Source organism: Rossellomorea sedimentorum, from assembly GCF_046237645.1.
In the GTDB taxonomy this organism is placed as follows: Bacteria; Bacillota; Bacilli; order Bacillales; family Bacillaceae_B; genus Rossellomorea; species Rossellomorea sedimentorum.
This window is the reverse complement of the sequence record NZ_CP143546.1, coordinates 654,470-668,310: the sequence shown is the minus strand read 5'-3', so window position 1 is coordinate 668,310 and position 13,841 is coordinate 654,470. Positions and strand designations below refer to the sequence as shown.

General features: G+C 43.7%; 16 protein-coding genes. 4 read left to right on the top strand and 12 right to left on the bottom strand.

The genetic code is table 11. The annotated features are described in order from the left end of the window. Positions 1–42: 42 nt before the first annotated feature. The 8 genes from V1502_RS03290 to V1502_RS03255 form a co-directional block, all read right to left on the bottom strand. The gene (locus tag V1502_RS03290; RefSeq protein ID WP_409252968.1) at positions 43–1,110 is read right to left on the bottom strand and encodes a C45 family autoproteolytic acyltransferase/hydolase; all 1,068 of its coding nucleotides are present in this window, start codon (positions 1,108–1,110) and stop codon (positions 43–45) included. A 186-nt stretch (positions 1,111–1,296) separates the two neighbouring features. Further along, positions 1,297–2,529 carry an MFS transporter gene (locus V1502_RS03285; RefSeq protein WP_409252967.1) on the bottom strand — a complete coding sequence of 411 codons (1,233 nt, stop codon included), beginning with the start codon at positions 2,527–2,529 and terminating at the stop codon, positions 1,297–1,299. Between the two features lie 125 nt (positions 2,530–2,654). Continuing rightward, on the bottom strand, positions 2,655–2,804 hold the full coding sequence (locus tag V1502_RS03280; protein ID WP_409252966.1) for a hypothetical protein: 150 nt from the start codon (positions 2,802–2,804) through the stop codon (positions 2,655–2,657). A gap of 89 nt (positions 2,805–2,893) precedes the next feature. Beyond that, entirely contained in the window at positions 2,894–3,508 is a 615-nt protein-coding gene (locus tag V1502_RS03275; RefSeq protein WP_409252965.1) for a hypothetical protein, read from the bottom strand. Positions 3,509–3,613: 105 nt separating this feature from the next. Further along, positions 3,614–4,372 carry a nucleotidyltransferase domain-containing protein gene (locus tag V1502_RS03270; protein ID WP_409252964.1) on the bottom strand — a complete coding sequence of 253 codons (759 nt, stop codon included), beginning with the start codon at positions 4,370–4,372 and terminating at the stop codon, positions 3,614–3,616. Between the two features lie 75 nt (positions 4,373–4,447). Beyond that, positions 4,448–4,981 carry a hypothetical protein gene (locus V1502_RS03265; RefSeq protein ID WP_409252963.1) on the bottom strand — a complete coding sequence of 178 codons (534 nt, stop codon included), beginning with the start codon at positions 4,979–4,981 and terminating at the stop codon, positions 4,448–4,450. 225 nt (positions 4,982–5,206) lie between these two features. Beyond that, a complete protein-coding gene (locus V1502_RS03260) occupies positions 5,207–5,353 on the bottom strand; it encodes a hypothetical protein (protein WP_409252962.1) in 147 nt (48 codons plus the stop codon). A 167-nt stretch (positions 5,354–5,520) separates the two neighbouring features. Next, complete coding sequence (locus V1502_RS03255; RefSeq protein ID WP_409252961.1) at positions 5,521–5,649, bottom strand: hypothetical protein; 129 nt, start codon at positions 5,647–5,649, stop codon at positions 5,521–5,523. A gap of 684 nt (positions 5,650–6,333) precedes the next feature. Here V1502_RS03255 and V1502_RS03250 point away from each other — a divergent pair. After that, on the top strand, positions 6,334–6,468 hold the full coding sequence (locus V1502_RS03250; RefSeq protein ID WP_409252960.1) for a hypothetical protein: 135 nt from the start codon (positions 6,334–6,336) through the stop codon (positions 6,466–6,468). A gap of 129 nt (positions 6,469–6,597) precedes the next feature. Here the strand turns inward: V1502_RS03250 and yfkAB are convergent, their stop codons facing one another. Continuing rightward, entirely contained in the window at positions 6,598–7,725 is a 1,128-nt protein-coding gene (gene yfkAB / locus V1502_RS03245; protein WP_409252959.1) for a radical SAM/CxCxxxxC motif protein YfkAB, read from the bottom strand. 183 nt (positions 7,726–7,908) lie between these two features. On the opposite strand from yfkAB, the gene V1502_RS03240 reads away from it, so the two are divergent. Further along, positions 7,909–8,409 (top strand): undecaprenyl-diphosphatase, encoded by a 501-nt coding sequence (locus tag V1502_RS03240; protein WP_409252958.1) that lies wholly within the window; start codon positions 7,909–7,911, stop codon positions 8,407–8,409. Between the two features lie 67 nt (positions 8,410–8,476). On the opposite strand, the gene V1502_RS03235 is transcribed toward V1502_RS03240, so the two are convergent. Next, complete coding sequence (locus tag V1502_RS03235; RefSeq protein WP_409252957.1) at positions 8,477–8,707, bottom strand: hypothetical protein; 231 nt, start codon at positions 8,705–8,707, stop codon at positions 8,477–8,479. A 41-nt stretch (positions 8,708–8,748) separates the two neighbouring features. Further along, positions 8,749–9,294, bottom strand: coding sequence for a CBO0543 family protein (locus V1502_RS03230; RefSeq protein ID WP_409252956.1), 546 nt, complete (start codon positions 9,292–9,294; stop codon positions 8,749–8,751). Positions 9,295–9,952: 658 nt separating this feature from the next. Here V1502_RS03230 and V1502_RS03225 point away from each other — a divergent pair. Both V1502_RS03225 and cphA read left to right on the top strand, forming a co-directional pair. Then, positions 9,953–10,777 carry a cyanophycinase gene (locus V1502_RS03225; RefSeq protein ID WP_409252955.1) on the top strand — a complete coding sequence of 275 codons (825 nt, stop codon included), beginning with the start codon at positions 9,953–9,955 and terminating at the stop codon, positions 10,775–10,777. Then, positions 10,767–13,397: a cyanophycin synthetase gene (gene cphA / locus V1502_RS03220; protein WP_409252954.1), complete on the top strand. Its 2,631-nt coding sequence runs from the start codon at positions 10,767–10,769 to the stop codon at positions 13,395–13,397. The genes V1502_RS03225 and cphA overlap by 11 nt, the downstream gene beginning before the upstream one ends. Positions 13,398–13,488: 91 nt before the next feature. On the opposite strand, the gene V1502_RS03215 is transcribed toward cphA, so the two are convergent. Beyond that, complete coding sequence (locus V1502_RS03215) at positions 13,489–13,749, bottom strand: type B 50S ribosomal protein L31 (RefSeq protein WP_409252953.1); 261 nt, start codon at positions 13,747–13,749, stop codon at positions 13,489–13,491. Between the last annotated feature and the right edge of the window lie 92 nt (positions 13,750–13,841).

Genomic DNA, 13,841 nt, shown 5'->3' with positions numbered 1-13,841 from the left:
CAGGTTCATAAGAAGAACTCCGGACGGTGCCAAGCTTTTAATTTATCTTTTGCTCCAATCAGCATTTTTGTCCATATGGATAAAAGGGATGTCAGTGTCCACTTCCCCTGTAATCCTTTCTATCTCAATATCTTCCCCTTGAAGCCACTTAGAAAAATCAAATTCTACCGGATCTCGGTCACCGCCTAGCGCAAACCATGCTTTACGGTCTTGAGGAAAGTAAGCTGACGTGTGGATGGTTCCCGCCCAGCTTCCATATAAATCGGAAAAAACACCCTTGTCACTGTCGTTTAAAAGCATGAACGCTTTTCTCGCATCCCGAATGGTACCTGAGTTCTCCTGCATGATGTCAAGGCGCCGTTTCGAATCCACCAGATGATTCCGGTTTTCCTCCTGCATGATTTCAAAGTGATTCGTGCAGGCATTGGACTGCCGCACCTGAACACCTCGCGGGGAAGTTTCCACAATGAACGTCTCTCCGCTTCCATCAAGGACGATATAGCTGAAGGAATGGCGATGCGGAATTTCCTTCAGCATGGCAACCGCTTCTCCCACATCGGCACAGGATTCCAAAATCAGCCTGCCGATCATACAACAGATGAAACCGTCTCCCGGCTTCTTTCGGTGCATAAAGTTATACCCGATGCTTAAGCCTTTCTCATTCATGCCATCCATTCTTCCTGTCACGCGCTGGCTGGGTCCGATGATGGCATATCCCTGCCCGTCAGTCGGCTGATAAAAGGTATATCTTCCTTCGTATGTTTTCGGATGATAATCATAATTTCGGATTAAATAGTTATCTCCTGTGAGAATGGAACACCCGGACTTTACATAGTCGACCCGGTAACCGCCAAATTCCTTCAACACCCGCTCCATCGGCCACTTTAAGGCGGCCTGCAATCCAAGCAGTTCTTCCCAGACACCTGGAGCGAACCTGGTTACGGCATGCTTCACTTCCTCAACTTCAATGGAAAAACGGGGTTTGCGCACCTTCCATTGGTTTTCCCTGTTGATGACAGTCAGGGAATCCTTTATCCGTTCTCCCTGCATATAACCGAAGTCAAAATGCGTTCCACGAAATTGTATGATATCACTGTAGATTTGCCTCATTGTTTTAACCCTCTTTTTATAAAACTTTTTCTTAGAATAAAGGATTACTGGTGAGAAATAAAGCAAACGGGGTCGTCTTATACTCCCCTCCCTTATCTGCTTTAACAATCGAACTAATCAACGCAGCTGCTTCCTCGTTTTTTTATATACCCTGCATTTATTCATCTTCCAACAGATACCATCCCTTTACTGTCCCGCAGAAACTTCGGTGTCTCTCCCAAAATTCCGGACAAACGGCAGCGAAAACGTCAGCAAAGCTGCCCCCATCTCAAGAAGCCCCCCATAAATGAAGATATTCTGCGGTGCAGTCCACTCCATAAGCCACCCTGCTGCCGCCTGGGCAATCGGGACAGAACCGGACATGACAAGGATCATGACACTTATGACCCTTCCAAAAATCCTCTGAGGAATTATCGTATGATTCACACTCGGAGCAACCACATTGACTGCTGTTTCGTGCAGACCCATTAGGGCAATCAAGGTGATAATGATCCAAAGATTTCCCGTAAAACCGATCAGCATGATGACGATTCCCTGCAGAAAACATGTCAGCAAAGTCATATAGGGCTTTGGATGTTTAATCGTAAAAACCGAAAATAATACCGCTCCCGCGACACTTCCGATTCCAATCGCCGTATTCATCAAACCGAAACCTTCGACCCCGAAATCTAGTTCGTCCGCGAGAAAAGGAATGCTGATGAAGGTCGCTCCCACCGCTGCATTGGCAAAAAACGCAAATACAGCCATTGTCGTAATGATTGGTGTGTTGATGAAATACTGAAAACCCGTTTTCACACTTTTCCACATTGGTTCTTGTTCAGTCGCCGCCTCTTCTTTTTTCACCTCTTTAACCAAGAACAGCAAAACTGCGGAAATCATGAACGTCACTGCGTTCACCATAATGGCAAAATGGGTGCTGCCGATTGAAACAAGGCCTGCCCCTATCATCGGGCCAATGACGGCTGATACATTTCCTACGGTCATCAGAAGTCCCATCGATTGTGTATAATAATCCTTTTCGACGATTCGTGTTCTGAAGGAAATCCCAGCAGGTTCCGCAATGGAGTCCACCATCCCAAACACCGCTCCAATCACATAGAACATCCAGATTGCATCCTTTTTCAGAACTATCACAAGCAGCGCAAGAATGATGACTGCGGCTCTCAATAAGTTCGACTGGATAAGGAGCCGTTTGGGGTCGATGCGATCGACAATGACACCGCCAACGAGAACAAACAAAATTTTAGAGGCGCCCAATATAAACAGATAAGTCCCTACCACTGAAGGGGATGCTGTTTTTTCCACCAGCAGCCAAGTGAGCGCTATGATAAAAATGGAATCGCCGAGCGAAGAAATCCATGTACTGATCCAGTAATACAAAAAGCTTTTATTTTTAAATATTGATAAATTCATCTTCATGACCTTTTTTTTCCTGTTACCGGCCGGCCACCCTGTGAAAAGGTGGTATCCCTGACTGTCTCAAAAAAAAAGACACCTATCCCACGATAGGTGCCTCTGCATTGCTCCCCCACTGCTCAAAACAGTTAAATAGAAGCGTCTATAAAAAGCTCACCCTGTGCGCATGCAATGAAAAATATTGAATTACACTTAAAAAAGGGCAGACGGGTCCCTTTAAAAAGAGAAGTATCAAAAATTTTCGTTGCAGACTTAATTTCAGGGATACCATTCATCACAGGGTGAGCCTCCTTTCAACTATAAAGTCATAGACTATTATATAAGCATCTGGAAATATATACAATATTCTCTCGGTAAGAAAAAGTGATCAGGACGCTTCCTTCTTCACTCCCGAGACTCCATTTTCCTCAAGCAACCCCCAAATCTTTTCCATCTGTTCTTGATGTTGAATGACTAAGAAATTAGGCTGGAACAATTTGTTCTTTATTTTAAAACTCAGCTTATAGCCATTATTTGCCCGAGGGTCGAGTCCGTACAACTCATGCCACTTAATAATTTTTTCTGCTTCGTAAATCTTGATTTCCGAGAAGTGATAGTATCGTGCATTCAGTATGATGCCCCCAGGCAAAACAAAGAAATTCCCCCGATGCCTGACCGCGCTGATTATGAGAAAAAACAGATAAGAAATACTAAAGAACATGGTATCTACCCAATTGGTAAAAAGGATCACCCACAGCAGCAGAGTGAGCAAAACCAAAGCTGCAAGGGTGCCCCATTTGACCACTCTATAAGATGTAGAGTCTTTGGTCAGCGGTTCCATTTCCAGCCACTCCCCAGGCAGGAGTATGCTTGATAATTCTTTTTTGCTTGTGGGAAACAACGCTTCCTTCGATGTTTCTGCTGCTTTCTTTAAATTCAAGCGATATCGTAGTAGATGATAAATTCCCAGTCCAAATATCAATAAAAAAAACAGATTAATCATGTGACCACCCTTTATCTCACATACTACTAGTAAATCATTTCTTAACCAAAAACCGGGATGCTCTGTTTGCACATGACACCCGGTTTCGCCAGACATTCCTTTCGTTTAAATCTTCTCCGCCATCTTCCTTAAAAAAGGCACAGATTTGTCATCTGGTAAATTTTCTTCAATCCATTTTAATTCGCTGGAATACAATTCAATGATAAAATCAGCTGCTTTTTTATGGTGTTCAGGATTTAAATATTTATAGATTCTATTGATTTCTTTCAACTTGTCTTCAGGAAGCAGCGACTCCAAGGCTTTCATCCCCAGCTGTGCCCTTTCCGGATAGTACCTGTGCAGAAGGACTTTGGCCATGACGAACATGCAGTGCTGCAGCACCTCTACACCCCAGAGACTATTTCCCCTGTTGTAAGCTTTCCTGTATTGAAAAAGAAACCAAGGAACATCGATGGCCAGTTCATGGAACTCTTCAGGCGATAAAAATAAATTCTGTGTTGCTTCAAATTTCTTCATTATATTGTCCGGATCATGCACGACCCTGAAATAGTCTTTCTCTTTGAAGCTCTTCTCTGTCACGGTAAACAGATCCACATGAAGCATATCATCATACACCGCGATAATCTGTGGAGCAATTATGTAAATATCATCATAGAATAAAAGATTTCTATAAGCGTTCAAGTGATCCACACGCTTTTCCAGGAACTTCTTTTCGTCTTCCTCTTTTACCAGCACATACAGGTCAACATCCGAGTGCTCGTCATTTTCGCCTCTTCCCATCGACCCTTTCAAAAAAATCGCCTGCACAAGCTCATCTTTCTTTAAACTGTCAGAAATGCTTTTTACTGCCTTCTCCTGTATCATCCGGCTCCCCCCCTAAAAATGAATATTACGCCATTATATTCCATTTACTTCATGTGTTCAAGTGATTTCCGGGGGTTATTCTTCCTCTAAGACCTCTAGTACCTGCACTGCTTCACCGTCCACAAAATTTGCTTCATAGTAATCTTCCGCTGCCTCATAGAGGGCAGTTGAGTTGGTGGCATTCACATAATGCTGCTTTCCAATGCTTTCTTCAAAGCGGGTGGCAAAGATCCTTCCATCCTCACTCATGTAAATGTAGAACCCTTCACCGAGGTCTTCATCAGCGGCTATGTTTGCAGAGAGAACCTTCTTCTCTTCATTACGACTGACTTGATAGAGTTCGTTATAAACTTCCTCTGCTTCCCCGCTATCAATCTCTTTCATTTCACCGAGACTGGTCAGCTCAAGGAATTCACTGATGGATTCTGAGTCATTCTGCCGCAAAGCTTTTCCCATATCAAGAACCTCGGCCTCTTCTCTAAGCTGAAGAGAATGATACTCATAACCCGTTTCGTTTATGACCTCTGACAGCTGAAAGGATTGTTCCTCGCATGAGGTGAGAATGCTCAGAATGAAAACCAAGAAAATCAATTTTTTTATATAGTTCATCGTCATGTTCCTTTCTTTATGGACAAGCATTATTGAAAGGATAGAAGAATGCCGCCAATCTCTCCTGCACAATAACTTGTAAGAATTTTCTATATTTTTATCATACCATAACCCAAGTAAGGGTTGGTGCTCGTTTCGACAAAAACCGGGTCGTGCCTGGTACACGATGGTGTTTCCTGGCAAATTAAAACACGCCCTGAACATTTTCAGGGCGTGCAAGTTATATTATATCTGCTCGAAGCTTTTGATTTTGCTGGCTTCCACAGTTGAGATGTAGCCTCTTTCCAAGAACCTTTTCAGGTCATTGTCTGTGAATGTATAAGTTCCATCAGCTTTTTTCTCTTCGTAGAATGATTTAATAATTTCAAACATCTTTCTTGTTTCCTCCTTAAGTAATTATGCACTTTAATTTTGATAATAATTTTATTCCCTCATTTATGCCCGGTTAAACCTTGGAACATTCTTTCTCCTTAATGACCAATGCAATCGAGTGACAGAGGTTTCAGCCAGTTCAAATGTAGTTCGGTATGAGTTGATATTCACATGGGGTTAACCGCATAAAGATCCTGCGGACTGCATAGAAAAAACCCCAGCGCTTCTTCATTAGCATATTCATCAATTTTTCTGGAATGCTCCAGCAGTTTCTCCCAATCGGTTTCGGCAGCCATTTTTTAAACACCTAAGTCCGGAATTACCGGTCCTGTGCGAAAAGCTCCACCCTTCCAAAGTACTCGCGGTGAAAGAAAGCAGGAGTTCCTTCATAAAAAAATGCCGTTGCAGAGAACAAAGCTATATCAAATGAAGGAACAAGCTTCTCAGATACCATCTTTTTTTCCATGCAGCCTGTTGTAGAGGGGAAATGACTTCTACATCGACTTTAAGGTTCAATGCTTTCTCAGATTGATAGGCAAGGACCACTTATAAGCGTGGACTCCAGATCCTTTACACAGCCCTTGCTTTTGATGCCTATTTTAAAGGCAAACACAATTTGTATTACTACTGAAAGGATGCAGGTGTGCATGACATTGATTTTTACTTCCGCCTCTGTCTTTATCCTCTATCCTGCTTGATTCTCTTGAAACTGGTCTCCCTTTCTCGTGTACACCTTATTCATATTGCCTTGATGATCATATGGGTCCTTCTATTTACTGTAGTCGAATGGGGGTTCGTGCAGGCGGCAGTCATAAAGTTTGATGGTTGGAAGATTCATTACTCCGTTTTGAAATACCTCTTCATTTTTTCCATTGTTTATCTTAGTGGAGTGATAACAAAGAAACTAAAAAAATGACTGCTGAATAATTGCGTTGTAAATTGGAATAATATACCTCATCTGATAAATCCGGAGGTTGTCTATGCGTACTGAAAATCATTTTGTCGTCTTGATCTTCTTCTCTTTGCTGGGCTTGATTGCCACAATCCTTTTCAGCGGAACACTGCTGTCCAGAGTCAATGAAATTCTCTCAAAATTTGAGGAAAGCGAACAGTAATTCAGCATAGTAACGCATCACCGCACTAAGAGGGACAGTCCCTCTTAGTGCGGTGATGCATTAAAGTAAACAACCTCCCTGCTTAAGTAAGCAGGGAGGTTGTTTTCGACATATTTCGGGGAGAACCTGTCACTCCCCGATTTTGGAAGATTTCGTTTGAAAATCGATGTCGTTATAATAAGTGTTTTTGACCAATACATTTGGGCCGAGGCATTTTACAGCTGGGCAGTGGCAGTTAAGGGATTTGGCTGTTTTCGTTTGGTTCCAGCGGTCATAGGCATCTGTCAATCCTGTGTCCTGCAGGTTGCCCAGCCCTGGTTCATCGCCAAAGTCCGTCACGATGATATCTCCCGTAAAAATATTGACATTCAAGCGGGAACGCCCATCCGGATCATTCCTTACCGTCACATTCTTCTCTGTCAAGAGACGCTGATACAGATCAAGCTCTTCTTGAGATGAACTGCAGGGATAGAACGGCAGGGTACCGAACAGCATCCATATATCTTCGTTGCGATGGTCAAGCAGCCGCTTGATCGCCTGACGGAACTCAGGCAGAGTCAGAGTTTCTAAATCCTTGGCAAAATCGACAGGATACATCGGATGCACTTCATGCCTTGTACATCCCATCTCGATGATATGGTCATGAATCTTTTCCAAGTAAGGAAACGTGCGGCCGTTCAACATGGTTTCTGCAGAGACCATGACTCCTTCACTGGAGAGTCTTTTGGAGTTTTCAACCATCCTGGCAAAATAGTCTGCTCTCTGCTTTTCAGAAGGCTTTCTTTCCATTCGGGCAAAGCCTGTTTCTGCAAACTCTTCAACGGTACCCCAGTTATGAGAGATGTGAAGGACGTCCAGGTAAGGAACAATCGGCTCATACCTTTCATAGGGTAGGGTCAAATTTGAATTGATCTGCGTTTTAACACCCCTTGAATGGGCATATTTCAAAAGCGGGAGCACATGATTTTCAACGGACTTTTTCGACATCATCGGCTCACCGCCGGTTATACTGATGGTCCTGAGATGAGGGACCTGATCAAGTCTTTTGAATATCAATTCCATTGGTAGAGCTTCAGGATCTTTATTCTGCAGAGTATATCCTACTGCACAGTGGTTACAGCGCATATTACAAAGCGTCGTTGTCGTGAATTCAATACTGGATAGTGTCATCTTTCCATGCTCTTTTACATCCATATAAGCTTCCCAGGGATCATTGGAAGGAGAAAGCGGCAAAGAGTCTGTCATTTTTACAACCATCAATTAAAACTTCCTTTCAATATGTATCTAAAAGGCTAGTATTCATACCATATGAAATCTTAAGGGATTCCACTACTTTTTACAATGGAAATCTGTTGACAGTATAGATTCTTCAAGTGAGGGGAGAGTAAATTTAGTTAGGTAAAAAAGTTTCTAATGACTTCCATTGAAAGGACTGACAATATGGATGTAAGACTTTTCTGGGCAATCAACTCTCTTTCAAAGCGTACTGATTTCCTTAATCTTATAATGATTTTCTTTTCGAACAGGATACGTTATGTTTACTTTTTCGTTCTGCTCATTTTATTTTTCAAAAACAAATCCATTACCTTTAATGCGGTCATTTCGGCAGTTGCTTCCATGATCTTCGGGAGCATTATCAGACTGTTTTCTTTCCGCGCCCGCCCGTTTGTCAAAAACAGGGTAGGTATACTGATACCCTCTAAAAGGAATTCCAGCTTCCCGAGTAAACACACTATGCTTACCTTCGCTGTCTCCACTACCTTATGTCTTTACAATCGGACATTAGGAGGCATTTTCACTTGTTTATCTGCATTGACAGGACTCTCCCGGGTGTGGGTTGGGCACCATTATCCATCAGATATTATCGGAAGCGCTTTGATCGGATCGTTTACCAGTCTGCTGACTCGCTTTCTAACCATCAACAGACAGTCATCTGACTGACCTGTCTGTCCTCTTGTAAATACCATCATTTTGCCTGCATATCTGTTTCTATTCAATCGCTCCTAATTTAGGATACTGGCGTGAATGGGGCCCAATCAGGGTGACAGTTTTGCCGATTTATAATCGCTTTTAGAAGCAAAACAGCCGATCCCCTGCCACTGAGGAATCGGCTGTTTATATGAAGAATTTCTTCAGTTTTCGGATTGTCGTGCTTAAGGTATTCACTGTAGAAAAACGCTGTCAACTCACTATTAATAATATACCCTTCCAAACCTGTTACGACTACATTTCTTCCCAATACTTTTATTAACCTGTCACTCAAGGTAAGTCTGAGGCTGGTTATTTCAATTCATGAAAGTTCTTTCGAGCAGTCAACCAATGAGCGATCAGGTAAATCAGAATATAAATAGGTACCGAATAAACAAATTTCCAATTTTGCAGCTTATAAATATCAACCCACACTACTAAAGGCTCTCCTATGAATGCTGTTAACACCCCAAAGAGGAGTGCTTTCTTCACGGCAGATCCGGATGGCTTATATTGTATTAAAGCCATGACTACAACTGGCATTAAAGCAAGATCATATGGGATGTAGGCAGGAGTAAACGGAAAAACTTCGTATCGATATGACCATAACCCCAACTGAACCCCTATGGCATCCAGGGAAAGCGATACAGTCATCACAAAAAAACCTGCCGTCAATAATCTATACCGGCTCTCTTTCTTATGAAATTTGATCCAGCACAGCCAGGTAAGGATGGTCGCTATGGCTCCGAACCACCAACGCCAAGTAAAAAGAACCTCATTCATCCACAATTCCATTACCTTTTGAGTAAGTTCTTGTGACTCCTTGGCATGCTGGTCCATCCTTTCAATTGTGGTCATCTATCTCACCTATCACTTGGGACATTTCTAACACTGATAGTATTTGGTAATCAGGGCGGCTTTATGTATGAAGTCTCTACCACTAAGCCCAGATTACTGTGGGGGCTGAATTCGTAAGGTAAAGGTCTTTAAATGACCGGTCTCGCGATTAACGTCCTTTAGAGACGGATTATAGGACGGTAATTGACGTTTTGTAAAATTATCGTCCTTTAGCGGCGATTTAGAGGACGATAACTTAGAAAAAAGCCAGGCTATCGTCCTTCAGAGACCTTTTATAGTACATTAATTGACGGTACGTAAAATTATCGTCCTTTTAGTAAAGTTTTAGAAGACGTTAATTGACGATCTGCAAGATTACCGTCCTTTAGCAGCGCTTTAAAGAACGATAACTTATCAAAATGACCAGTTATCATCCTTTAGATTTTCCCTGCACACAACTGGAAAATTCATTTGATCAAACTTTCCTGATTTCCACCTGAGCAAGCGGTTATGCAACCTGCTAATCCCCTGAAGCCGGTCCCCTCTGGTCCGCTCCACTTATCACCCCACGACATCACTACAAATTACCTATTTATTGAAAAGTGGTTTTTAAAGGAGTTGTATTGGGTAAAAGGTGTTTGTTTTTATTAGAATTTTTTTACAGAGAAAGGTGAAGAAGATGTCGGCTGGCGAACTGCTCATTATTGGCGGCAATGAAGAAAAGTATAATGACGTCTCGATTTTGCAAACCTTCGCTGATCTGGTGAAGAAAAAACAAGGGAAGGTCGGGATTCTTCCTGCAGCTTCACGGGTTCCTGAAGAAATCAGCAGTATCTACGAGGAAACTTTTCAGAAGCTCGGCATTGAGAATTCTGTTACTTTATCGGTCCCTTCCCGGGAAAAAGCGGAAAGCCCGGAGTTAAGCGAATGTCTCGATGGGATGGCCGCCCTTTTCATCACAGGAGGAGACCAGTCCCTATTGTCTGAATTGATAGCAGGTACTTCTTTTCATAAAAACCTGCTGAGAAGGTGGAAAGAAGGAATGATTCTGGCAGGCACAAGTGCCGGGGCTTCCATTATGGGCAAAGAGATGATTGTCTCTTCACAGTTAAAACTCCACGATGAGACGCTGAAAGTGTATATGGGGGAAGGGTTTGGAATTCTTGAAGACCTCATCATCGACCAGCATTTTTCCCAGCGCGGCAGATTCGGGAGGCTCATCGGCGCAATGGCCGAAATGCCTGGCAGGATTGGATTGGGGATTGATGAAAACACCGCGATTCTTTATAAAGATAGTGAATTTGAAGTGATCGGGGAACACCAGGTTTTTATTATCGACGGCCAAGAGGGCAAAATTTTCAAGACCAGCAACTCTGCAGATGACAGTGAACTTACTGGAACCAATTTCAAACTTCATACACTGACTTCAGGATTCAAGTTCAGCCTTGTTACGAAATCTGTTATACATCCAACAGTAAAGAGAGGAAACGCAGATGAAAATTAACCGTGTCAGATACTTAAAAGGCCCTAATTATTTCAGCTATAAACCTACCTTGTGGATAGAACTGGATTTGGAGGAGTATGAATACCTGCCTTCCAATGACATTCCCGGATTTCCTCACACCTTGGTTACTCTTATTCCTTCCCTTAAAACCCACACTTGTTCACGCGGGTATGAGGGAGCTTTCGTCGAGCGCCTGCATGAAGGTACGTGGATGGGGCATATCCTGGAACATATTGCACTTGAACTGCAGCATCTCGCCGGCATTAAGGTGAAACATGGAAAAACGCTGACCAGCAGTAAGAAAGGCATTTATTATGTCACCTTTGATTACCAGGAAAAGCAGTCAGGATTCTATTCATTTCAAGCTGCAATGGAAATCGTGAGCAGGATCCTGGACGGAGAGACATCGTTTTCCATCAAGCCTTACATTGATAAGACAGCTTCGCTTTATTATGAAAATAAATTGGGCCCGAGCACGGAAGCGGTTTATCTAGCTGCCACAGAGGCGAAGATCCCCGTAGAAAGAGTGGGAAAAAACAGCCTGCTCCGCCTCGGAACCGGGTCCAAACAAAAATACGTACAGGCCACCATTACCAGCCAGACCTCCCACCTGGCCGTGGAAAATGCCTGCGATAAAGAGGCGGCAAAGCAAATCCTCCAGCAGGCAGGACTTCCTGTACCGAAAGGGGAAACGGCCTCTTCCACGGAGGAGATCTTTGCGGCAGCCGAACGGATCGGCTACCCTCTCGTTCTTAAGCCGCTTCATGGCAGACAAGGAAAAGGTGTCATCACCAATATCAAGACGAGGGAAGAATTATTTAATGCTGTCCATTGTCTCGATTCCCTTGAAGATGATCACATCGTAGAGCGTTTTTACGAAGGCAGTGATTACCGCCTGTTGGTCATCGACAACAAATTGACTGCTGCAAGCCTGCGCACAGCTCCCTTCATTATAGGGAATGGTAAAGACACAATCGAACAATTAATAGAAATCGAGAATCAAAATCCTCTGCGGGGGGATGGACACGAAAAACCGCTCACAAAAATCCCTTTTAACCATACAGTGAAATGCTTCTTGGAGAGCCAGAACCTTTCTTTTCAAAGCGTGCTGGAAAAAGGACAGGTCATCCAGGTCGTGGGAAGCGCAAATCTTTCCACTGGCGGGCAGGCAATAGATGTAACGGATGAAGTCCACCCTTCACTCAAGGAAATCGCAGAAAGCGCTGCCACTGCTATCGGACTTGATGTAGCCGGCATCGATTTGATCTGCCCGGATATCTCCAAACCTTTTGATCCATTAACAACAGCCATCCTTGAGGTCAATGCCGCCCCGGGGATCAGGATGCACTTATATCCCGCAAAAGGGAAAAAGCGTGAAGCTGGAAAAGCGATTGTACAATACCTTTTCACCAACAGGTCTGAAGCTTCCATTCCTATTATCTCCGTCACCGGAACTAATGGGAAAACGACAACGGCCAGGCTTGTCAAACATTTGCTCGAGGGCAGCGGGATGACTGTGGGGATGACCAATTCGGATGGTGTTTATATCGGGGATAAGCAAGTGGACGCGGGTGATTGCAGCGGACCGATCAGCGCAAGAAAAGTGCTAAGCAATCCTCAAACGGATATTGCAGTACTGGAAACAGCACGAGGCGGCATTCTCCGGGAAGGCCTGGCTTTCCGTCATTGTGATGTAGGAATCGTCACCAATGTCAGCGAAGATCACTTGGGACTTGATGGAATTGAAACGTATGAACAGCTGGTCAAGCTAAAACGACTTATACCGGAAGTCGTGATCGAAGGCGGCTATTGCATATTAAATGCGGATGATGACTCAACGGCGAATATGGCTGCCTATACAAACGGTACGGTTATCTATACATCCCTGGATCCAAGGAACCCCTATATTCAAAAGGCTGCCGCCAACAAAGGGACGGCCTGGTATGTAACGGAGGATGGCTTTATTACCCTTCTGGACAAAGGGACAAGCCACACTTTCCTGCCAGTTCGGGAGATCCCCGTCACGATCAATGGAACGGCCAGGCATAATGTCTACAATCTGCTCCAAGCTTTGGCAGCTGCCCATTCACAAGGAATAAGCTTGGAGGAGTTAAAGAAAAGGGCGTTGACTTTCCATCCTGATGCCAAGCATTCCAGGGGCCGCTTCAACCGGACACGTGTCCACGGAAGGGAAATCATTATTGACTACGCACACAATCAGGCGGGATTAAAAGCCATTTACGAGGCTGTCGAACACATTGACCGGAAACGCACCATCACGGTCATCTCTTCAGCCGGAGACAGACAGGACAGTGCCATCAGGCAAATGACGAAGATCGCTTCTGCCAACTCAGATTATCTGGTCATCAAGGAAGATAAAGACCTAAGGGGGAGGACATCCGGGGAAGTTCCGCGATTAATGATGGAAGAAGCAGCATCATATTACGGATCTTCAGACTGTTTCTCCACCGTTTTTGATGAAGCTGAGGCCTACCAATATGCATGGGACCATTCAAATGAAGGAGATTTATTGTTATTCCTGTATGAGTCCTTCACAGTGGCGGAAAGCTTCATTAATAGAATACAAAAAAACGAGCTTTATAGTGATGCCACTGAATAAATTGAAGCAACGAGACTGAATAACACCCGGTCTAAACGATTTATGGCCTCTTTCCCTATAGGGAAAGAGGCCATTATGATTCTAGCAAAATTCATTTGTCATCCGGGCGCTTCATATTGTACTTTTTCATAAACCGGTCCGCCCTGCCGCCCTTGTCGGCGAATTTCTGGACTCCGGTGTAAAATGGATGCGTGTCTGAGCTGACTTCGACCTTGATCAGCGGGTACGTGTTTCCATCTTCCCACTCAATCGTTTCTGAAGACTTCAGTGTTGAGCTCGTCAGGAACTTGTAGCCGCTGTTCGTATCCATAAAAACGACTTTTTCATAATTCGGATGAATTCCTTCTTTCACTTAGAAGACCTCCTTGAATGTAGTGAGATTATTATCATGCGGTAAAGAGAGTTTCCAACTTTATGAAGGATTCACTTTTAAGAACTGCCACT